The following is a 19,196-nucleotide window of genomic DNA, read 5'->3' as shown; positions in this document are numbered from 1 at the left end:
TCATCAGTGATTGATCGAACGCCTTCCATGTCAGATCCAAAAGACCGATTGTTCCGACACCTGGCCCTTTTGCGGCTGATCCCCCGCGCACCGAAAAGTATTTCCACGACGGAATTACAGGCGCGGCTCAAGGAAGAACGCTTCGACTTCGACCCTCGGACGCTGCAGCGTGATCTGGCTGGTCGACTGGCGCTGGACTTTCCGCTGTTGTGTGATGAGAGCCGCAAACCCTATCGCTGGAGCTTTCCCAAGGACACGCCGCACCTGGAATTTCCTGCGCTGGATACCCCCACCGCGCTGGCGTTCGTTCTGGCACAGGGTCATCTGGACCGTTTGCTACCGCCGAGTGTGGTGAAGCTCCTGACGCCGCATTTTGATCTGGCTCGCCGGCAGCTTCAGGGCTTGCAGCACAACCCACTCGCCCACTGGGTTGATTGCGTCCGTGCACTGCCCAATGGCAAGACGCTGCAACCTGCCGAAGTGGACACGGCTATCTGGTCAGTGGTGGCGGGCGCGCTGCTCGACCGGCGTCAGCTGGATCTCGTTTACCTGAGCCGTAGCAAGGGTCAGCCCAAGTCACTGCGACTGCACCCCACGGGAATGGTCTCGCGCCAATCCATCAGCTATCTGATCGCGGTGGTGGACGGCTATGACGACCCACGCCAGTTCGCCTTGCACCGCATCCAGCAAGCCACCTGCCTTGAAGCACCGGCGCGCGCGTTCCCCGACTTCGTGATCGATGATTATCTGCAAGGCGGCGGCTTCAACAGTTCAGGCCCAACAGGACGTTGCGCACTGGTCGCCGACGTCTCGCCACAAATCGCCTGGCTGCTGAACGAAACGCCCCTGTCAATGGATCAACGTCTGGAACCCATCCCTGGCAGCGACTGGCAACGGGTGCACGCTACCGTTCAGGACGATCAGGAAACGCAATGGTGGCTGTTCGGCCTGGGTGAAAACGCCCGGCTGCATCAGCCGCCGCACTGGGTCGAGGCGATCAAGGCCCGGCTCGCCGACGCCCACGCGTTGTACACATTGCCTCGATCCGACCTCACAACTCCCGTCATCCGCGCCTCTGCCCATCAGGAAATGCCATGAAGCCTCGCGACCTTAATGACACCTACAAAGAAAGCATCGATGCAGCCATCGCCCTGGGGCAGTCCGAATTAGTTGATCGCTTCGGGAGCGCCGCTGCTGAATCCGTGAAGAGCTTCACAGGGGTTGATAACCAGGTCGGGAAAACCCTCAGTAAAGGCTTGAAAGGAATCAGTCTGGAAAAAACTGGCGTCAAGCAGCGGGCAGGATGGGCCGGTGAAGTGGTCAGCACTGGCCGCGAGAACGCGGAAGCCATTATCAACAAATCCAGCCAACGCACTTATCGCAGCGATGATTTGAAGCATTACGGAATCGACAGCGAGAAACGCTACAGGGAGGCTGTGGACCGCGTTCGTGTCGATGAGAAAGGCAAGATCATTTACGAAGCCCAGACTAAGATCGAAGCAAACGGAAATCAGGTTACCAATCAGGTCAGCCACGAAGATCACAAATACAGCAAATACTTTGGCAAGAAACTTGAACTGCCGTCCGAACAGGTCGATGACGCGAAAACCTACTGCCATGAACGCTCAACCGGTTTGAGAAAGCGTGCTTTGGTGGCGGAGGCTAAAGGCAAGCCCGAGTTGGCACAAAAATTTCGCGAACGTGCCGACAGATTCGATCAGCTGGCCGATCAGGACATTGTTGATCTGGGCCTGAGCACTGAAGAAGCGATCGCATTCGCGGAAAACCCGCTGCGTGAAACCCTCAAAGACATCGCCTACACCAGCCACCGCGCAGGCGTCGAGGGCGCCAAATATGGCGCAATCATCGGTGGCAGCATTTCGTTGCTGCAAAATGTACTCACAACAGCGCAGGGCAAACAAGATCTGGGCGACGCCGCCATTGCCGTCGCCACCGACACCGCCAAGGCCGCCGCACTCGGTTACACCACTGCCGCTGTTGGCGCCGCGATCAAAGGCGGGATGCAGCAATCGGGCAATCAGACCTTGCGCAATCTGGCGGGCACCAACGCGCCAGCGATGGCAGTGAATGTCTGCCTGTCGCTTGCCACCTCTATCAAGCGTTACGTCACCGGCGACATCAGTGAATCGCAATTGCTCAGCGAAATCGGCGAAAAGGGTTCAGGCATGCTCGCCAGCAGCATGATGGCGGCGGTCGGCCAAGTGCTGATCCCGATCCCTTTCTTGGGAGCCGCCGTCGGCGGGATGATCGGCTACACGCTCTCCTCCCTGTTCTACCAATGTGCGCTGGACGCCGCCCGCGGCGCGGAATTGTCCCGCGAACAGCTGGCACGTACCCGCCTGATCGAAGCCGCTGCCCGGGATCGCATCGCGGAAGAACAAGCCGCACTGGACGCGTTCACACGCCGCGAAATACCCCAACTGCGAAAAGAAACACAGCACCTGTTCGCCGTAGTGAATGGCAACGGCAATACCACCGCCAACGACGTCGCCAGCGCCATCAACGACTACGCGACGCTGCTGGGCACCACACTGCAATTCAAGACACGCACCGAATTCGACGACTTCATGGACACCGACGGCCCGCTGGTGCTCTAGACCATCCCGCCACTTTGAACACCCCCAGGAAAAAGGACATACCGTTTCATGCTCATCAAACTGCTGTCCGATCCGGACAAAAAACACCTGGTCAGCCTGGCCAAACTGTTGGCGCTGTCTGACAAGCCACTGCTGTGGGACGGCAAGCCGTCGGCTGACATTACGTCCTCGACCAACCTCAATGCACTGTCGATTCAGGAAGGTGAACAGGAGCGCGAGCTGATCGCCGACCTCGAACAATCGGCCGGTATTTCGGCGACCTCGACCTTTTCATCGTGGACATTGCTGGAATCCATCGAGGTAGAGGCGCAGTTACTCGATGCGATCAAGCGATTCCCGCTCGCGAAGGCCGAGCGCCCGGAGTTCCGCGCCGAGGCCGCGACCAGCGTGCTCAAGGATCTGCTGCTGGACAAGAAGTTCGACCAGCCATCCGTGCCCAAGGTCATGCTGTTCGAGCTGATTCTGGTGGCCCTGCGCGATGGGCATATTTCCAGCATCGAGTGGGCGCTGCTGAAAGAATTCCAGCGGCACCATCGCCTTGAAGACTTCATTTTCGATGACCTGCTGGAACGCGCGGAAGTGCTGAACCAGGAAGTCAGCAAAACCCTTTCAATCGTGCTTGAGTAAGGAATTCATCATGCCTCTTCCTCTGATTATCGGCGCCGCCGCCATCGCGGGTATCTACGGTGCAGTCAAAGGCGTCGGTGGCGCCCTGGACCACAGCAACGCGAGCGACCTGAACAACGATGCGCGCTCTAAGGTCAACACCGCCAACGCAGATGTGGAAACACAGCGGATCAAGACCAACGCCACCCTCGAAGACTACGGCCAACGCAAACTGCGCGCGTTCAATGGCGTAGTGGCGGACTTCATTACAACCTTCGAGCGCATCAAGAACGTCGAGCTGTCTCAAAGCCCCGAGCTGGACAAACTCAACGCAGGTGACTTCACCAACAAGACGCTGACCGGCCTGCGCCAGGACTACAAAGCCTTGCAGGATGCCGGGCTGGGCCTGGGCGCCGGTCTGGGTGGTGGCGCGGCCCTCGCTTTCGGTGCCTATAACGGCACGATGCTGCTGGCCACCGCGAGTACTGGCACGGCGATCTCTTCGCTAGGCGGGGTTGCCGCGACCAACGCCACACTGGCCTGGCTGGGCGGTGGCTCGCTGGCGGCCGGGGGGTATGGCATGGCAGGTGGCATGATGGTGCTCGGCGGGGTCGTCGCAGGACCGGCACTGGCGATCTTCGGCCACGTGCTGGGTAACAAGGGTGAAGAAGCCCTGAACAAAGCCCGCAGCAACATGGAACAGGCGCGCACTATCAGCGCCGAAGCCAAACTGATGGCTGACAAACTGTCGGCCATCGAAACAGTCACGAGCCTGGCCAACACCACGTTCTCCAAGGTCAGCTCGCAGCTGCGTCGTGCCGTTGGAGCGCTGAAAACCGTGATTGAAAAAGAAGGCACTGATTACCGAGAGTTTTCCGACGAGAGTAAAAATGTCGTGTTCGGTTCGGTCAAATTCGCCCAGTTGATCAAAGCCATGATCGACACTGCCATCCTTGATGAGGCCGGTAACCTGGTACTTGCCACGGAAAAACGCATCAAGGACGTTGCCGCGGTCGCCAGTGGCAGCAAACCGGGACTCGACACGCCGGCTGCCTGAGCCGGTTCCATTGTCAACAGACGTGCCCTTGCTGACGCAGGGGTACGCCTGATTCCTCTCATTCGTCCGAAGGTGTCGAGGGTTTGATGTCTACCGCAGGTTCGTTGCCTTCGCCCTTCCCGTGCAACCAATGCGGTCTGTGCTGTCAGCGTGTCCATCATTCCGACGAGACACGCTATCTGGATCGCGGAGACGGCATCTGCAGGCACTACGATGTCGCGCAAAAAAACTGCGGCGTCTATGACGAACGCCCGGACATCTGCCGAGTTGATCGGCAATACAAACAACGCTTCGCCCAGCACTACAGCTGGGACGATTTCGTGACCCTCAATACAGCCGTGTGCGCCCACTTGCAGCAGGAAGCACAACAGGTTTTGCTCTGGAAAAGCAGCGAATGACCCCTCACCTTCTATAGCAGCACGGCTTGCAGACGGATGAGGCAGAATCATCTGGCGGTACAACGCTCGGCTCTCCCACTCAATCGACCAACGACCCATCCATCTCAATCATCAGCGCTTTCATCTCTTCAAAATGCCGCCGAGAAAAATCGGTGATTTTCTCCCAGCCTTTCGCCGTCTTTTCCGCCACGTCATCCGACAGCACCCGCAACGGCTGGCCGGTGGACAGAGCAGTCACGTAGATCTGGCAGGCGCGCTCCAGGGTCCAGATATCGTCGAATGCTTCTCCGATGTTCGGGGCGATGACCATGACGCCGTGGTTACCCATCAGCAGGCGGCGTTTGCCGTCGAGCAGACCGGCGAGGCGCGCGCCTTCGGCTTCGGTGTCGGCCATGCCGCCGTACATGTCGTCCACGGCGATGCGGTTGAAATAGCGGGCGGTGTTCTGGTCGATCGGCAGCACTTGAGGTTTGGCCAGACAGGCCACGGCGGTGGTGTAGACCGGGTGCAGATGCAGCACCGCGCGGGCTTCCGGCAGGCGCTGGTGAATCTGTCCGTGGATCGACCACGCGGTCGAATCGACGTCGGGATGCTCGGCGCTGGCGGGGTCATCGGCGTTCAGCAGCAACAGGTCGCTGGCGCGAATGCGGGAGAAGTGTTTCCACTTCGGGTTGATCAGGAATTGCTTGCCATCGGCCGAGACGGCGGCGCTGAAATGGTTGGCGACCGCTTCGTGCATGCCCAAGTGGGCGACGATGCGAAAGGTCGCGGCCAGGTCGATGCGCGCCTGCTCTTCGAGTGATAACGCCATGAATCAGGTCTCCACAGGGCGTGGCCGCATCAAAGGATGCGGCTCACGCGACAGGCTCGTGTCAGGGTTTCGGCATCAGTGCCGCGATGTCTTCGTCGGTCGGGGCTTCGAAGTTGTACTTCTTCAGCAACGCCGCGTATTCCGGGGTGGCGCGGTACTTGGCCAATGCATCCACCAACGCCGTCTTGATCTGGTCGTTGCCCTTCTTCACGCCGAAGCCGTTGAGCACCGGGTAGATCAGGGTGTCGGAGGAAATCACCACGCGGGTGCCGAGCTTGTCCACCACGCCACGGGCCACGGCGGCGTCGGTGATTTGCGCTTCGACGGCGTGGGCGAGCATCGCCTGGGTGGTCTGCGGGTCGGTGGCGTATTCGCTGATCGCGATCGGCTGCAGGCCGTTTTTCACGCAGTATTCATCGGAGAGTTTGTGCATCTGCTGCAACCACGACGTGGCGGCCATGGAGCCGATCTTGTGGCCGCAGAAGTCTTCCGGACGCTTGGGCTGATAGGCGCTGCCTTTGACTGCCAGGATCGACTCGCCGCTTTTCAGGTAAGGGATCATGTCGATGACTTTCACCCGCTCGCCGGTGATGTACATCGACGAGTTGGTGACGTCGAAACGACCGCCCTGGAGACCCGTGATCAGGTTCGGGAAGCGCGTGTCGAGGGTTTCCACCTTGCGCCCCATGACCTTGCCCAACCCGTCCATCAGCTCGATGTCGAAGCCGGCAGGACGGTTGTTGTCCATGTACTCATACGGGAAAAACGTCACATCGGAACCGGCAATGATCTTGCCATCCTGCTGGAAGGCCGAGGCCGCCAACGAGGTCATCGCAACCGCTGCGCCAACCAGGCTCAGGGCAATAGGGCGAACAATCTGGTGCAACGCTGTCATGGTGAATCCCCGCAAGGTTAAGAGAAGTTAGGCAGTGGCTCGGTCTTGCCCGGCCTGTTGCACGAAGAAAGAAGCGCCACGGGGTTTCTGCGGCAACCGCATATGGTTGGCCGTGGAACGCACGAGGCCACTTTCCTGACCGGCCACCATCAGGCCGGCGTGCTCACTGGGCAGAGGGTTTTCGCCGAATGGCAGCGCGTCTTCAGCGGCGTAAACACCGATGAACAGGGTGCGCGGCAGTTCGGTCTCGTTAGGGCTTGAAGCGTGCAGCAAACGGGTGTGCATGAAGCAGACGGAACCCGCCGGGCCGAAGCAGGCCACGGGCGTCTGGCAGTGCTCGTCGACGACCTCGTCGTCCACGGCACCGGTGAACCGCTGGTCATGCCAGTGGGACCACAGCGGCCCCTTGTGGCTGCCGGGGATCACGTTCAACGGGCCGTTTTCCGGGGTCACTTCACTGACCATCAACAACGCGGTGACGATGTCGTCGTTGCTGTGGGGCGTGAACAAAAAGTCCTGGTGCCACTTCACCTGGGTCGCGGTGTGGGGCAGCTTCGAATTGATCTTGCTGTGGTGAAAGCGCGTGCCGTTGCCGCCGATCAATTGCGCAGCGATTTGCGCCATCCGCGATTGCAGCGCGGCCTGGAAATAGGCCGCCGAAATCTCGGTCGGCGAGCTGACACGACGCAGCGACGGGTGATCCGCACGGTGGTCGCCTTCGAGGTCGAAACGCGCCCGACCGTCGATGGTTTCACCCCAGCCCTGTTCATGACTGCGGCTCTCTTCCACCCATTGGTCAAAGTCGTGCTGCAACGCCGCCACTTCGTCCGCCGAGAGGACCCCTTCCACCACCAGAACGCCGTCGCGGTGGAACTGCTCAATCTGCGCTTGCTCGATCATCTGCTTACCTTTCTTCAAATGTGGACGATGGGGGAAATCACGCCAGCGAGACATCCTTGAGGAATGCGTCGACGCGTGGGTTATGGCCGTTGCGCAGCATCTGGGGCTCGTCGTCGCACACCACGCGGCCCTTCTCCATGAAGACGATCCGGTCGGACACCTTGAAGGCGAAGTTCATTTCGTGGGTGACGATCACCATGGTGATGCCTTCCTGGGCGAGGGCTTCGATGACCTGCAGCACCTCGTTGACTTTTTCCGGGTCGAGCGCGGAGGTCGGCTCGTCGAACAGCATGATCTGCGGGCGCATCATCAAGGCCCGGGCAATCGCCACGCGCTGCTGCTGACCACCCGACAACTGGCTCGGGTATTTCCAGGCGTGGTCGAGCATGCCGACTTTGTGCAGCAAGGCATAGGCCTGCTGCTTGAGGTCATCGAGGCGACCCAGGCGGTGGTAACGCGGTGCCATGAGCAGGTTGTCGAGCACGGTCAGGTGCGGGAACAGGTTGAAGCTCTGGAACACCATGCCGATGTTCAACCGGTGCTCGGCGTGCTCCACGTATTGCGGCTTTTGCGCGCCCTGTTTGTTCAGGTGAATGAACGGTTGGCCGTTGATCTGGATGTCGCCGTTGTCGATCTGCTCAAGGCCATTGAGCAGGCGAATCAGCGTGGTCTTGCCGGAACCGGACGGGCCGATCACCGACACCACTTCCCCGGGCTGAATCTTCAGGCTGACCGCCCCCAGCACTTCGACGTTGTTGTAGGCCTTGTGCAACCGGTTGGCCTGCAACGCCGGAGCTTGCAAACCCGTGGTGATCGGGCGTTGCACGGATTCACGTTGCTGCGTGGCGAGGGCCAGCACGGCGGCATCGGGGACGCGAGACACGTTGCGCTGGTTGACGTCGAGGTATGTCTCCAGCCGCTTGAGCAGGAAGTCGAACACGGTGACGATCAGCACGTAATAGAACGCCACCGCCGCCATGGTCTCCATCACCAGAAAATTCTGCGAATACAGGCGCTGACCGACCATGAGAATTTCAGTCAGCGAGATCACCGACACCAGCGAACTGAGCTTGACGATGGAGATATATTCGTTGGCCAGCGACGGCAACGCGACCCGCAATGCCTGAGGGATCACCACCCGCCATTGGGTGCCGAGAAAGCGCAGCCCGAGGGCCCGTGCGGCTTCGGTCTGACCCTTGTGAATCGACAGCAACCCGCCGCGATGAATCTCCGCCACGTATGCCGTTTCACACATCACCATCGCCAGCAAGCCGGCCCAGAAAGGGTCGCCCAGGACTACAGACGCCGAGGGAAAGGCCTGCGGGATGTTGTAGACGAAGATCAGCAGCACCAGCAGCGGCACACTGCGGAACAGCCAGATGTAGGCGCGGGCCGGGGTGCTGAGCAACGGGCGCTTGGATTGTTTGGCCAGCGCCACGAAAAATCCGAGGCCGATACTGACGAGCCAGGTCACGAAACTCAGCTTGATGACGGTCCACGTCGCACGCCAGAACTCGGCATCGAAAAGCAAACCAAACATGTAATTCCAGTCGAATGTCATCGTCGCCGCGCTCTACAAAAAAATCAGAAAGTCCAACCGGGCGTCTCGCTCGACCCCGTCTCACGGCTGCACCGTTGAAACGAGATTCGGGGAGAGACGCGCTAACGGTCAATTAGGATTAACCGGACCAGTGAGTAGGCAGATCCGATGCAGCCGTGCGATCAAAAAACGCGCGATGGAACGCACTCGATCAGCGTGCACCGGAAACGCCCCGCAATGGCGCATCACTCAGGCCGCCCTCCGGCGGGCGCCACATTTCAGTGCGGCGTGTCCGTGATCGTCCCTGGGCTCATCCTGTGCCTGCAGTCTGCAGGCGCGGTGGCGTCGGTTAAATTCGTTTCTGGCTTGGAACTGGGGCGAGAAAATCCGAAGCAGCGGAGGCGTCGCGGGATGATCGACCGTGGTGCGCGGTCGATCACTCGGCGTCGGCGGCGGCCCGCACGGCGTGGGGGTCGAAGAAGCTTGGCGCGGCCATTCCGGGGATGTATTGGTCCGACACGAACATCCGGCAACGCTCGATGAAAGCCGACACCACGCGGGACGGCTGCGCGTTGCTGGCAGTGGCGTAACCCAGCTGCAAGGCGTGCTGTTCACCGGCCAGGCGGATGCGGATCAGGCGCTTGCCGTCCTGGGAAATGTTGCCTTTAGGCCGGGCGTTGGCAATGCTGTAGCCGATGCCGTTGCCCACCAGCGCGCGCACGGTTTCGAGGTTGCTGGAGCGCATCACGATGTTCGGCGTGACGCCTGCGGGAATGAACAGACTGAGGAAATATTCCCGGCTCCACGGGATGTCCAGCAGCACCATCGGATAGGGTTCGAGGTCCTGGATGCCCACCGCCGAGACATTGGCCAAGGGGTGGTGTTCACCGACCATCACGTACGGCGGCAGCTTCGCCAGCGGCTGGAAATCGATGCCTTCACTGGCGATCAAATCGTAGGTCAACGCGATGTCGATTTCCGAGCTGCGCAGCTTGTCCAGCAGCTGTTCATGGTCGCCTTCGACCTGGCTGATGCGCACGCCGGGAAACGCCCGGCCAAAGCCGAACACCAGCTCGGGGGTGATCATCGGTGCCAGCGAATGCATGCAGCCGACGCGCAATGGCCCGCGCACGGTGTTCAAGGATTCCGACGCGATCGTATAAAGGTTGCTCATCTGTTCGAGGATGAGTTTGGCCTCTTGCATCACCTGCCGCCCCACGGCCGTCAGCGAGATGCCTTGGGCGTGGTGCCGGACGAACAACTGAATGCCCAGCTCGGCTTCCATGTGGGTGATGGCGGCCGAAATGGACGGCGACGACACGTGAATGCGCTCCGACGCGGCGCTGATACTGCCCGCTTCCCCGGATGCGACAAAGTACTCCAACTGACGTTGAGTAATACGACTGAGCATCACGCCCTCCGCGATGTTGACGACAGGGCGCAGGATTGCTCGGCCCCTCGACTGACTGCATTTGCACGCTTCATGCCGGGTCGTTGGTGACCCCGACAGCATGCGACGAAGTGCCATCATCCAGTGCGGGGTGCCGAAGCAGGGTTCGGTTTTTCCTAAGCTCTACGTTCAAAAAGCAGAATTCCTATACGACAGCCCCTTGATCACACTGCCCTCGCAGATGGACGACGTCTGCAAGGCGCCTGTGCCTTCTCGACACGCTGTCGGTGCCCAGGCATCGGCCCAACCGATCAAGGTCGCTCTCTTTAGGAAGTTCACATGTCAGTCGAAAAAATCAACACCTTGGTGGTCGGCGCAGGCCAGGCGGGTGTCGCCATGAGCGAGCATCTCTCGCTGATGGAAGTGCCGCACATCGTCCTGGAGCGCAACCGCATCGCCGAACGCTGGCGCTCCGAGCGCTGGGACTCGCTGGTCGCCAACGGCCCGGCCTGGCACGATCGTTTTCCGAGCCTGAAATTCAGCGACGTGTCGCCGGAAGCCTTCCCGCCGAAAGAGCGCATGGCCGACTATTTCGAAGACTACGTGGCCATGCTCAAGGCCCCGGTGCGCACCGGCGTCGAGGTGTTGAAAGTCGAGCGCCACGTCGGCCGCCCCGGCTTCAAGGTGACCACCTCCCAAGGCGTGATCGAAGCCAACAACGTGGTGGCCGCGACCGGCCCGTTCCAGCGCCCTGCCGTACCGAACATCGTGCCCGAGACCGCCAAGGTTCAGCAGTTGCATTCCTCCAGCTACAAAAACCCGGGCCAGTTGGCCGAGGGTGCCGTGCTGGTGGTGGGTGCCGGTGCTTCCGGCTCGCAGATCGCCGAAGAACTGCAAAAGGCCGGCAAGACCGTCTACCTCTCGGTGGGTGAACACTACCGCCCTCCCCGCGCTTACCGTGGCCGCGATTACTGCTGGTGGCTGGGCGCGCTGGGCCTGTGGGACGAAGTGCGGATCACGCCGAAGAAGAAGCACGTGGCGTTTGCGGTCAGCGGTTATGAAGGCGGCAAAACCGTGGACTTCCGTCGTCTGGCGCACCAAGGGATCAACCTGGTGGGGCTGACGAAAGCCTTCGACAACGGCGTGATGAGCTTCGAACCGGGCCTGGCCACCAACGTGGCCGAAGGCGACCGCGCGTACTTCGACGTGCTGCGCGATGCCGATGCGTACATCGAACAGAACGGCCTGCCGTTCCCGCCGGAGCCCGACGCCTGGGAATTGCTGCCCGACCCGGACTGCCTGATCAACCCGATCCTCAACCTCGATCTGGAAGCCGCAGGCATCACCACGATTCTCTGGGCCACCGGTTTCAAATTCGACTTCAGCTGGTTGCAGGTCAACGCCTTCGATGACAAGGGCGAACCCTTCCACAAGCGCGGCATCTGCGCGGAAAGCGGGATCTATTTCCTCGGCCTGCCGAACCTGGTGAACCGCGCGTCCTCGTTCATCTACGGCGTGTGGCACGACGCAAAATACATCGCCGACCACATCGTCCTGCAGAACGGCTACATGACCTACGAACGCTCCTGAGACTGAATGGCCGGCCGGCGCTGACCCACGAAACGTCCCGCCGGATAAGGGTTTACAGGCCCTTCGGTTTTTCCTAATCACTGCCCCACGCAAATGCTGGTTTCGCCCTATGGGGGGCAGTGTGAAGCTGGGGCCATTCACGGTTTTCACTCGATCTATTTCAACGAGCGCTATTTCAACGAGAGCTACGCCATGCCTACCCACACTCGCATCCGCATGTTCAACACCAAAGAGACCTACCCCAATCAGTCGCTGGACAACGACCTGTGCCAGGCCGTGCGCGCTGGCAACACGGTGTACGTCCGGGGCCAGATCGGCACCGACTTCGCGGGCAATCTCGTGGGTCTGGGCGACCCACGGGCACAGGCCGAACAGGCGATGAAAAACGTCAAGCAACTGCTGGAAGAGGCCGGTTCGGACCTCTCGCACATCGTCAAGACCACCACCTACCTGATCGACCCGCGCTACCGCGAGCCGGTGTACCGCGAAGTCGGCAAGTGGCTCAAGGGTGTGTTCCCGATCTCCACCGGCCTGGTGATTTCCGGGTTGGGCCAGCCGGAATGGCTGATGGAAATCGACGTCATCGCCGTGATCCCGGACGACTGGACCGCCGCCTGACTCCTGCGTTTCCTCGCCACCGGAGCCTCCCATGGCCAGCCCACACAACACGCCATTTGCAACACCGACGATGCCTGCCCTCAATGGCGTCAACCGGCTCTTCGGGCGTTACCAAAGCCGTGACGACGGGGCCGTGCTGACGTTCGGCGGCGCGTTGTTACGGGTGCCAGTCGAGCGGGTGCAGGCCGAGGTCGGCGAACGCCTGATGATCTCTCTGCGCCCCGAGAGCATCCGCCTCGACGCACTGGGGCCAGACACCCTGCTCAGCGCTACCGTCATCGCCCACGTGACTCACGGCGACCACGTCGAGATTCAGGTGGACGTTCCAGCACTGGGATCGAATCTGTTCGTGCGCCATTCGGGTCACGACGCCCTGAGCCGTTGGCCCGTGGGCGCAGCGGCCGGGTTGAGTTTTGACGTTCAGGGGCTCACGGCGGTGGCCGCCGAACTCCCCTCTTCTCTTTGATTTCGGATTTTCCATGACAGCCTTTGCCTGCATCGCTCAACGCGCTCGTTCTACGGAGCGTCACTCATGAACGCCTTGCCCGACACCCTCCGGGCCGTGATCGCCCGCGAGCCCGGCGGGCCTGAGGTATTGACCCTAGTCGAACGTCCGATGACGCAGCCGGGCGCAGGCGAGGTCTTGATAAGGGTGGCCGCAGCGGGCGTGAACCGCCCCGACCTGATGCAACGCAGCGGCATGCCCCTCCCACCGGGGATCACGGACGTGCTGGGGCTGGAAGTGTCGGGCACCGTCGTCGCGCTCGGCAGCGATGTCGTCGGGGTGGCTGTGGGGGATCGGGTCATGGCGCTCTTGAACGGCGGTGGCTACGCGGAATTTTGCGTCGCACGGGCGGATCAGTGCCTCCCCGTTCCTGCCGAGTTGTCGCTGGTCGATGCCGCTGGCGTGCCTGAAGCCGCGTTTACGGTGTGGCACAACCTGTTCGAATTGGGTGGGTTGCAGGCAGGCGACACGGTATTGATTCATGGCGCCGCCAGTGGTGTCGGCAGTTTTGCGGTGCAATGCGCCCACGCCGCCGGTGCGCGGGTCATTGCCACGGCGGGCGGTGCGGACAAGGTCGCGATGCTGGAGGCCTTGGGCGTCTGGCGAGCGGTGGATCGCCACACCGAGGATTTCGTCGCGGTGATCGAAGCCTGCACCGAGGGCCGTGGCGTCGACGTGGTCCTCGATAACGTCGGCGGGCCTTACGTGGCGCGCAACCTTCAGGCCATGGCCATGGGTGGTCGTCACGTCAGCCTGTCGTTCCTGCAAGGCGCGAAAGTGGAAGTGGACTTGCAAACGGTGATGCGCAAGGGCCTGAGCCTGACCTCGTCCACCTTGCGCCCCAAAAGCCCCGAGGAAAAGGCGCGGCTGGCCGCATGCATTCGTGAGCACGTGTTGCTCTGGCTCGCGTCCGGGCAGGTCAGGCCGCAGATCCATGGGCGCCTGCCCCTTGATCAGGCGGCCGACGCCCATCGGTTGCTGGAGAGCAACGCCAATCTGGGCAAGGTGTTGTTGATCATCGACGCACCGTCATGACCCGAGAGGCTTCGATGTTCAAACTGTATTACGCCTCGACCTCGCCCTACGTGCGCAAGGTGATGGTGGTCGCTCATTGCCTGGGGCTGGACGGGCAGATCGAACGCCTCGATTCGACGGCGCACCCGGTCAATCGTGATGAGCGCATCGCCGTGTTCAACCCGCTGGCGAAAGTACCCGCCCTGCAAACCGCTGACGGCCTGTCGCTCTACGACAGCCGGGTGATCTGCGAATACTTGAACGATCATGCCGGGGGCACGTTGTTTCCCCAGGAAGGCGACCGGCGCTGGGTCAGCCTGACCCGACAGGCGCTGGGCGATGGTTTGCTGGACGCCGCCCTGCTCGCCCGCTACGAGACCGTCGCACGGCCACCGGACAAGCAATGGGATCGCTGGCTCGACGGGCAACTGACCAAGGTCCGCGCCGTGCTCGCGGACGTTGAAACCCACGCCGCTCAGTTCAGCCGTACAACTGACGACATCGGGCTGATCACCCTGGGCTGCGGACTCGGCTATCTGGATTTCCGTTTCCCGCACCTGGACTGGCGAGCGGCGCACCCTGCGACCGCTGACTGGTTCGCCACGTTCGATCAACACCCGGCCATGCGCGCCACCTGCCCTTTCGAATAACGCCCCGGAGTCACCATGCCTTACACCGTATTTTTCCTGAACGGCCCCAACGCCAACCTGTACGGGCTGGACACGTCCGGCACCTACGGCACGGAAAGCTTCGCCAGCATCGAAGCCGGCTGCCAGAAACACGCTGACGCGCTGAGCCTGACCCTCGAATTTCGCCAGAGCAATCACGAAGGCGTGCTGGTGGACTGGATTCAGGAAGCCCGTCTGCGCGCCGACGCGGTGATCATCAACGCGGCGGGGCTGACCTACAGCTCGATTCCGATTCTGGACGCCCTGCTCGCGTTCGACGGCCCGATCATCGAGGCGCACATGAGCAACATCTGGAAGCGCGAAAGCTTTCGGCATCACTCGTACGTGTCGAAGGCCGCCACCGGCGTGATCGCCGGGCTGGGCGCGCTGGGTTACCGGATGGCGTTGACGGCGGTGGCGGAGTTGCTAAAAGGTAAAGCGAAACGTGTTTAGTGCTGCACCATCGCCTGCAGCGTGGCCTTCAACCCGTCGAGGGTGAACGGCTTGCGCAACAGCGCGGTGTTGGTGTTCATCACAGGCCGCAGTTGGTCGGTGTCGGAATAGCCGCTGACAAACACAATAGGCTTGAGGGCGTCCAAGCGGTGGATTTCCAGTGCGACTTGGGCGCCATTCATGCCAGGCATGGCGAAGTCGAGAATCACCAGGTCGAACGCCTGTTGCCCGATGGCGTCGAGCCCGGCGGGACCACTGGCGGCTTCAACCACCTCGTGGCCCAACATGTCGAGCATGTCCACCAGGGTCCGGCGCACCTCGTCATCGTCATCGACCACCAGAATCTTCAGGTCACCTGCCGCGTCGGCCAATGCCGATGGCAGGTGTTCCTCAGGCATTCTCGCATCGTCCACGCACGGAAAGGCCAGGCAAATGCTCGTGCCCTTGCCCAGCTCCGATTCAATGCTGACGGCACCGCTGGACTGCTGCACGATGCTCTCGACCTGAGCCAGGCCCAGCCCTGTGCCCTGCCCTACGTCCTTGGTGGTGAAGAACGGGTTGAAGGCGTTGAGGCGCGTCTGCTCGCTCATGCCCGCGCCGGTGTCAACGACGCGCACTTCCAGAAAACCGGATGCGGACGACAGGAATTCATGGCGTTGCAGGTGCCGTGTGCCGATCAGCAACTGGCCCGAACCGCCCATGGCATCTCGGCCATTGATCGCCAGATTGAGGATCGCCAGTTCGAGCTGCACCGGGTCGGTGAGGACGTGGCTGTCGGTCACGTCGAGTTCGAACACCAGCTTGATGCCCTGTCCCAAGGTCGTGATGAGCAGGTCCGACATGCCGTGAATCACGGCATTGACCGAGCAGACTTTCAATTCCAGTTTCTGCGAGCGAGAGAACGCCAGCAGTTGCGACGTCAGCTTGGCGCCCCGGTCTGCCACCCTCAAGCCGCTTTCCGCCCAGCGCGTGACTTTCTCCGAATCCGGACGACGGATGATCAGGTCGAAGCTGCCTTGAATGGCCTGCAACAGATTGTTGAAGTCGTGGGCGAGACCACCGGTCAACTGCCCCAGTGCTTCCATTTTTTGCGACTGATGCAGGCGGGCCTCCATCAGTTTTTGATCGGTCAGGTCGGTGATCACCCCGCAGAAGATTGCCTCCCCGGAAAAGTCGTCCGGCAGTTTGCTGAACGACAGATGACCGGGAAACACCGTGAGATCGGGGCGATGGAACGACGCCGCACGGCGGATCGCCTTGTCGGCGTCGGCGCGGAGGTAGGTGCTGAAATGCTCGGCGTCGGCGTCCTGCAGATAATCCTGCAACACCCGGCCGAAAATCTGTTCGAGGGGCGCGCCAATGATCTCACTGAAGCGCTGGTTGGCATAAAGAATCGTGCCGTCAGCGGAAATCGACACGGCGCCCTCCTGCATCTGTTCGACGAGCAGGCGGTAGGGCTTGTCGGCGTTGTCGAGGGTGTAGACGGTCTCGCCCAGTTCGCCCTGAATGAACAATGCATCGACGCTGCCGGTCCTGATCGCCTCCAGCACGTCGTCGGCCTCCTGTAAGCGACGGCTCAGAAGTTCGATGTACTGGGCATCCGTCATGCCGACGGGCCGGGCGATCACGATGCGCTCTCAGTGCCCGGGGCAATCCCCAGGAACAGCTTCAGTTTTTCCACGTCCGACAAATCACCGATCAACCGCCGGCTGAAATCAGGGTCGAGTTTCATCAGGGTCGGCACCGCGACGATGCGGTCGTCCCGCGCCGCGCCGCTGTCCTGATAAATGTCGATGACTTCGAGCACATAGCGCCCGGCCAGGTACTTCTCACACACGGCCTTGAGCTGATGCACGGCAAAGGAAGACCGGGACGTATTGCCCGAGATATACAGCTTGAGGTGTTGGACGGGCGTCTGCATGAGATGCCCCTCCTCCTCCTCCGGGGGTGCGCCGTTCACGCGCGGTTCTGCCGAGGACGGATATCGAGTCCGACCAATACCTTTTCCGTGTTGGACAAATCGCCGATGATTTTCACCAGCGGCGTCGGCAGGTGCCGCACCAGGGTCGGCAATGCCAGAATCTGGTCACCGGCCGCCAGTTGCGGATGCTCTCGTAAATCGATGACCTCGATGCTGTATATCCCGGCGAGGTAGGTTTCGCAAATCTTCTTCAGATTGTTCAGCGCGATCATGGATTTCGGCGTCTGGCCCGCAACGTACAGGCGCAACGCGTAGTGACCGGTGTCGCCGGGTTGTTCGGGGTCGATGGCTTGTGGGTCGTTACTCACTCGGTGAACCCCCGAACGGACGCCAGCGTCTTGCGGGTCCGATCTTCAGCGCTGGCCTGGTTGGCCTCGTCGCTGGAGAGGAAGGCTTCGTCCAGGTCCTGGGTTTCGAGCTGAGCCTGCATTGCGGCGATCTGCCGTTCCAGCTCAGCCCGCTTTTTGATGACCTCCCGCTTGCGCCGTTCGACCGCTTCGATCCGGGCGTCTTCCGCACGCTGTTCGAACGCTTCCTGACGCAACCGCGCCGTGCCGGTCAACACGCCGTTCGGACCGATGTAGGGCTGCAACAGGTTGATCCCGTCATGGCCGATCTGGTATTCGCGCACTTGGTTCGAGTGGCCCATGCCCCGGGACTTCAGCACGAACAGCAAGCGGTTGTGCTCGCCATCGGCCTCGATGTTGGTCAAGGAAATCCAGGTGTCCATCAGCGAGGAAATCTCGCGCTCAAGGCCCGGAGAGCGCACCGCGACATCGGCGAGGCTGCAGAAAATGGCGGTGATGCCACGGGACTTGAGCAGGTCGACCAGACGCAGCAACGTCGCGTGCACCTCGGACTCCGGCCCACGGAACGCCGAAATCGGATCGATGACGACGGCGTGAGGCTGAAAGGTCTTGATCTCGCGGTGCATGCGCGCCAAGTGCACTTCGAGCCCGTACAGGCTTGGCCGCGCCGATTCGATCTTCAACAGGCCGCTGTCCTGATAGCCGGCCAGATCGATGCCGACCGACTGCATGTTGCGCAGCAACTGGTTGGCGGACTCTTCAAAGGAGAAATACAGGCAGCGCTCGCCACGGGCGCAGCAGGCGTCAACGAAGCTGGCGGCGAAGGTTGTCTTGCCCGTGCCCGCGAGGCCAGACACCAATACGCTGGCGCCTTTGTAATAACCGCCGCGGGACATCATCGAGTCGAGGCCACGAATGCCGGTGGCGACGATGTCCTGAGGGGCTTGATGATTCAAACCGGCAGCGGTGATCGGCAGGACCGTGAAGCCATGCTCGTCGATGAAGAACGGGTATTCGTTAGTGCCGTGGGCCGAACCGCGGTACTTCACAACGCGCAGACGCCGGGTGGTGATTTGGTCGACCACACGGTTATCGAGCAGGATTACGCAATCCGAGACGTATTCTTCAATGCCGTAGCGGGTCAGCTGACCGTCACCGCGCTCGCCAGTGATGATGGTCGTAACGCCCCGCTCCTTCAGCCAATAGAACAGGCGGCGCAGTTCGGAACGCAGGATTGCGGTGTCTTTGAAACTGGAGAACAGCGCTTCGATGGTGTCGAGGACCACGCGCTTGGCGCCGATGCTGTCGATGGCGTAACCGAGGCGCAGGAACAGGCCTTCGAGGTCATAGTCGCCGGTTTCTTCGATTTCGCTGCGATCGACATAGATATGGTCGATGGCAATTTTCTTGTCGTCGACCAGGGTTTGCAGGTCGAAGCCCAGGGAATCGACGTTCTGCACCAGGTCGCTGGCGCGCTCTTCGAAGCTCATGAACACGCCGTTTTCGCCGTGGTCGGTCACGCCTTTCACGAGAAACGTCATGCCGAAGAGCGTCTTGCCGCACCCCGCAGCACCGCACACCAGCGTCGGTCGGCCCTGGGGAATGCCGCCTAATAAAATATCGTCCAGCCCCTCGATGCCCGTGGCGGCTTTTGCCAGCTGCGGGTTCGAGGAGGAAGGGTTCGACGCTTCAGGCTTAAAGGATGTATTCAATCGCTACTACTCGGAATGCTTGACCGTTTGGCACCGGAAGCAGCGAGGAGTTCGGTGCCTTTGGGTGGTTTGTACATAAAGACTACGTTGTACAGGATTTCGGGGGGACGGCGCCATCGCTGACGCCCGATC

The 19,196-nt window shown here is 61.2% G+C and carries 20 protein-coding genes; 11 read left to right on the top strand and 9 right to left on the bottom strand.

The window, feature by feature from the left end; translation table 11 throughout:
* The first annotated feature begins 27 nt into the window (after positions 1 to 27).
* The 5 genes from ACWKWE_RS00995 to ACWKWE_RS00975 all read left to right on the top strand — a co-directional run bounded on the left by ACWKWE_RS00995 (position 28) and on the right by ACWKWE_RS00975 (position 4,679).
* A complete protein-coding gene (locus tag ACWKWE_RS00995; RefSeq protein WP_483849319.1) occupies positions 28 to 1,098 on the top strand; it encodes a helix-turn-helix transcriptional regulator in 1,071 nt (356 codons plus the stop codon).
* On the top strand, positions 1,095 to 2,618 hold the full coding sequence (locus tag ACWKWE_RS00990) for a hypothetical protein (RefSeq protein WP_483849318.1): 1,524 nt from the start codon (positions 1,095 to 1,097) through the stop codon (positions 2,616 to 2,618). Before ACWKWE_RS00995 ends, ACWKWE_RS00990 begins: the two co-directional genes overlap by 4 nt.
* Positions 2,619 to 2,666: 48 nt before the next feature.
* Positions 2,667 to 3,245 (top strand): hypothetical protein, encoded by a 579-nt coding sequence (locus ACWKWE_RS00985; RefSeq protein WP_483849317.1) that lies wholly within the window; start codon positions 2,667 to 2,669, stop codon positions 3,243 to 3,245.
* Between the two features lie 10 nt (positions 3,246 to 3,255).
* The gene (locus ACWKWE_RS00980; RefSeq protein WP_483849316.1) at positions 3,256 to 4,281 is read left to right on the top strand and encodes a hypothetical protein; all 1,026 of its coding nucleotides are present in this window, start codon (positions 3,256 to 3,258) and stop codon (positions 4,279 to 4,281) included.
* Between the two features lie 86 nt (positions 4,282 to 4,367).
* Positions 4,368 to 4,679, top strand: coding sequence for a YkgJ family cysteine cluster protein (locus ACWKWE_RS00975; RefSeq protein ID WP_483849315.1), 312 nt, complete (start codon positions 4,368 to 4,370; stop codon positions 4,677 to 4,679).
* A gap of 79 nt (positions 4,680 to 4,758) precedes the next feature.
* On the opposite strand, the gene ACWKWE_RS00970 is transcribed toward ACWKWE_RS00975, so the two are convergent.
* The 5 genes from ACWKWE_RS00970 to ACWKWE_RS00950 all read right to left on the bottom strand — a co-directional run bounded on the left by ACWKWE_RS00970 (position 4,759) and on the right by ACWKWE_RS00950 (position 10,236).
* The gene (locus ACWKWE_RS00970; RefSeq protein WP_483849314.1) at positions 4,759 to 5,490 is read right to left on the bottom strand and encodes a class II aldolase and adducin N-terminal domain-containing protein; all 732 of its coding nucleotides are present in this window, start codon (positions 5,488 to 5,490) and stop codon (positions 4,759 to 4,761) included.
* 61 nt (positions 5,491 to 5,551) lie between these two features.
* Entirely contained in the window at positions 5,552 to 6,385 is an 834-nt protein-coding gene (locus ACWKWE_RS00965) for an ABC transporter substrate-binding protein (protein ID WP_166595428.1), read from the bottom strand.
* Positions 6,386 to 6,412: 27 nt separating this feature from the next.
* Positions 6,413 to 7,285: a phytanoyl-CoA dioxygenase family protein gene (locus ACWKWE_RS00960; RefSeq protein ID WP_483849313.1), complete on the bottom strand. Its 873-nt coding sequence runs from the start codon at positions 7,283 to 7,285 to the stop codon at positions 6,413 to 6,415.
* A gap of 37 nt (positions 7,286 to 7,322) precedes the next feature.
* On the bottom strand, positions 7,323 to 8,846 hold the full coding sequence (locus tag ACWKWE_RS00955; RefSeq protein WP_483849312.1) for an amino acid ABC transporter permease/ATP-binding protein: 1,524 nt from the start codon (positions 8,844 to 8,846) through the stop codon (positions 7,323 to 7,325).
* 415 nt (positions 8,847 to 9,261) lie between these two features.
* Positions 9,262 to 10,236, bottom strand: coding sequence for a LysR family transcriptional regulator (locus ACWKWE_RS00950; RefSeq protein ID WP_483849311.1), 975 nt, complete (start codon positions 10,234 to 10,236; stop codon positions 9,262 to 9,264).
* A 318-nt stretch (positions 10,237 to 10,554) separates the two neighbouring features.
* On the opposite strand from ACWKWE_RS00950, the gene ACWKWE_RS00945 reads away from it, so the two are divergent.
* The 6 genes from ACWKWE_RS00945 (at position 10,555) to ACWKWE_RS00920 (ending at position 15,063) form a co-directional block, all read left to right on the top strand.
* Complete coding sequence (locus ACWKWE_RS00945; RefSeq protein ID WP_483849310.1) at positions 10,555 to 11,805, top strand: flavin-containing monooxygenase; 1,251 nt, start codon at positions 10,555 to 10,557, stop codon at positions 11,803 to 11,805.
* Between the two features lie 192 nt (positions 11,806 to 11,997).
* On the top strand, positions 11,998 to 12,423 hold the full coding sequence (locus ACWKWE_RS00940; RefSeq protein ID WP_341964221.1) for a RidA family protein: 426 nt from the start codon (positions 11,998 to 12,000) through the stop codon (positions 12,421 to 12,423).
* Positions 12,424 to 12,454: 31 nt separating this feature from the next.
* On the top strand, positions 12,455 to 12,889 hold the full coding sequence (locus ACWKWE_RS00935; protein ID WP_166595422.1) for a TOBE domain-containing protein: 435 nt from the start codon (positions 12,455 to 12,457) through the stop codon (positions 12,887 to 12,889).
* Positions 12,890 to 12,955: 66 nt separating this feature from the next.
* Entirely contained in the window at positions 12,956 to 13,963 is a 1,008-nt protein-coding gene (locus tag ACWKWE_RS00930) for an NAD(P)H-quinone oxidoreductase (RefSeq protein WP_483849309.1), read from the top strand.
* A gap of 14 nt (positions 13,964 to 13,977) precedes the next feature.
* The gene (locus tag ACWKWE_RS00925) at positions 13,978 to 14,592 is read left to right on the top strand and encodes a glutathione S-transferase (protein ID WP_483849308.1); all 615 of its coding nucleotides are present in this window, start codon (positions 13,978 to 13,980) and stop codon (positions 14,590 to 14,592) included.
* 15 nt (positions 14,593 to 14,607) lie between these two features.
* Positions 14,608 to 15,063, top strand: a complete 456-nt coding sequence (locus ACWKWE_RS00920) for a type II 3-dehydroquinate dehydratase (protein WP_166595420.1) — start codon at positions 14,608 to 14,610, stop codon at positions 15,061 to 15,063.
* Here the strand turns inward: ACWKWE_RS00920 and ACWKWE_RS00915 are convergent.
* The 4 genes from ACWKWE_RS00915 to kaiC are packed head-to-tail and all read right to left on the bottom strand — an operon-like array spanning position 15,060 to position 19,064.
* Positions 15,060 to 16,691: a response regulator gene (locus ACWKWE_RS00915; RefSeq protein WP_483849307.1), complete on the bottom strand. Its 1,632-nt coding sequence runs from the start codon at positions 16,689 to 16,691 to the stop codon at positions 15,060 to 15,062. The genes ACWKWE_RS00920 and ACWKWE_RS00915 overlap by 4 nt on opposite strands.
* Positions 16,688 to 16,984, bottom strand: a complete 297-nt coding sequence (locus ACWKWE_RS00910; RefSeq protein ID WP_166595418.1) for a circadian clock KaiB family protein — start codon at positions 16,982 to 16,984, stop codon at positions 16,688 to 16,690. The genes ACWKWE_RS00915 and ACWKWE_RS00910 overlap by 4 nt, the downstream gene beginning before the upstream one ends.
* A gap of 35 nt (positions 16,985 to 17,019) precedes the next feature.
* On the bottom strand, positions 17,020 to 17,352 hold the full coding sequence (locus ACWKWE_RS00905) for a circadian clock KaiB family protein (protein ID WP_483849306.1): 333 nt from the start codon (positions 17,350 to 17,352) through the stop codon (positions 17,020 to 17,022).
* Positions 17,349 to 19,064, bottom strand: a complete 1,716-nt coding sequence (gene kaiC / locus ACWKWE_RS00900) for a circadian clock protein KaiC (RefSeq protein ID WP_483849305.1) — start codon at positions 19,062 to 19,064, stop codon at positions 17,349 to 17,351. Before kaiC ends, ACWKWE_RS00905 begins: the two co-directional genes overlap by 4 nt.
* Between the last annotated feature and the right edge of the window lie 132 nt (positions 19,065 to 19,196).

It is taken from the genome of Pseudomonas salicis, from assembly GCF_057128705.1.
Note: the sequence above shows the minus strand (reverse complement) of the source record. Positions and strands in the feature narration are given on the sequence as shown.

What these genes read in the sequence shown, in the direction of transcription:
- ACWKWE_RS00995 (WP_483849319.1), top strand. Translation starts at nt 28, where the DNA reads ATGTCAGATCCAAAAGACCGATTGTTCCGACACCTGGCCCTTTTGCGG.
- ACWKWE_RS00990 (WP_483849318.1), top strand. Translation starts at nt 1,095, where the DNA reads ATGAAGCCTCGCGACCTTAATGACACCTACAAAGAAAGCATCGATGCA.
- ACWKWE_RS00985 (WP_483849317.1), top strand. Translation starts at nt 2,667, where the DNA reads ATGCTCATCAAACTGCTGTCCGATCCGGACAAAAAACACCTGGTCAGC.
- ACWKWE_RS00980 (WP_483849316.1), top strand. Translation starts at nt 3,256, where the DNA reads ATGCCTCTTCCTCTGATTATCGGCGCCGCCGCCATCGCGGGTATCTAC.
- ACWKWE_RS00975 (WP_483849315.1), top strand. Translation starts at nt 4,368, where the DNA reads ATGTCTACCGCAGGTTCGTTGCCTTCGCCCTTCCCGTGCAACCAATGC.
- ACWKWE_RS00970 (WP_483849314.1), bottom strand. Translation starts at nt 5,490, where the DNA reads ATGGCGTTATCACTCGAAGAGCAGGCGCGCATCGACCTGGCCGCGACC.
- ACWKWE_RS00965 (WP_166595428.1), bottom strand. Translation starts at nt 6,385, where the DNA reads ATGACAGCGTTGCACCAGATTGTTCGCCCTATTGCCCTGAGCCTGGTT.
- ACWKWE_RS00960 (WP_483849313.1), bottom strand. Translation starts at nt 7,285, where the DNA reads ATGATCGAGCAAGCGCAGATTGAGCAGTTCCACCGCGACGGCGTTCTG.
- ACWKWE_RS00955 (WP_483849312.1), bottom strand. Translation starts at nt 8,846, where the DNA reads ATGACATTCGACTGGAATTACATGTTTGGTTTGCTTTTCGATGCCGAG.
- ACWKWE_RS00950 (WP_483849311.1), bottom strand. Translation starts at nt 10,236, where the DNA reads ATGCTCAGTCGTATTACTCAACGTCAGTTGGAGTACTTTGTCGCATCC.
- ACWKWE_RS00945 (WP_483849310.1), top strand. Translation starts at nt 10,555, where the DNA reads ATGTCAGTCGAAAAAATCAACACCTTGGTGGTCGGCGCAGGCCAGGCG.
- ACWKWE_RS00940 (WP_341964221.1), top strand. Translation starts at nt 11,998, where the DNA reads ATGCCTACCCACACTCGCATCCGCATGTTCAACACCAAAGAGACCTAC.
- ACWKWE_RS00935 (WP_166595422.1), top strand. Translation starts at nt 12,455, where the DNA reads ATGGCCAGCCCACACAACACGCCATTTGCAACACCGACGATGCCTGCC.
- ACWKWE_RS00930 (WP_483849309.1), top strand. Translation starts at nt 12,956, where the DNA reads ATGAACGCCTTGCCCGACACCCTCCGGGCCGTGATCGCCCGCGAGCCC.
- ACWKWE_RS00925 (WP_483849308.1), top strand. Translation starts at nt 13,978, where the DNA reads ATGTTCAAACTGTATTACGCCTCGACCTCGCCCTACGTGCGCAAGGTG.
- ACWKWE_RS00920 (WP_166595420.1), top strand. Translation starts at nt 14,608, where the DNA reads ATGCCTTACACCGTATTTTTCCTGAACGGCCCCAACGCCAACCTGTAC.
- ACWKWE_RS00910 (WP_166595418.1), bottom strand. Translation starts at nt 16,984, where the DNA reads ATGCAGACGCCCGTCCAACACCTCAAGCTGTATATCTCGGGCAATACG.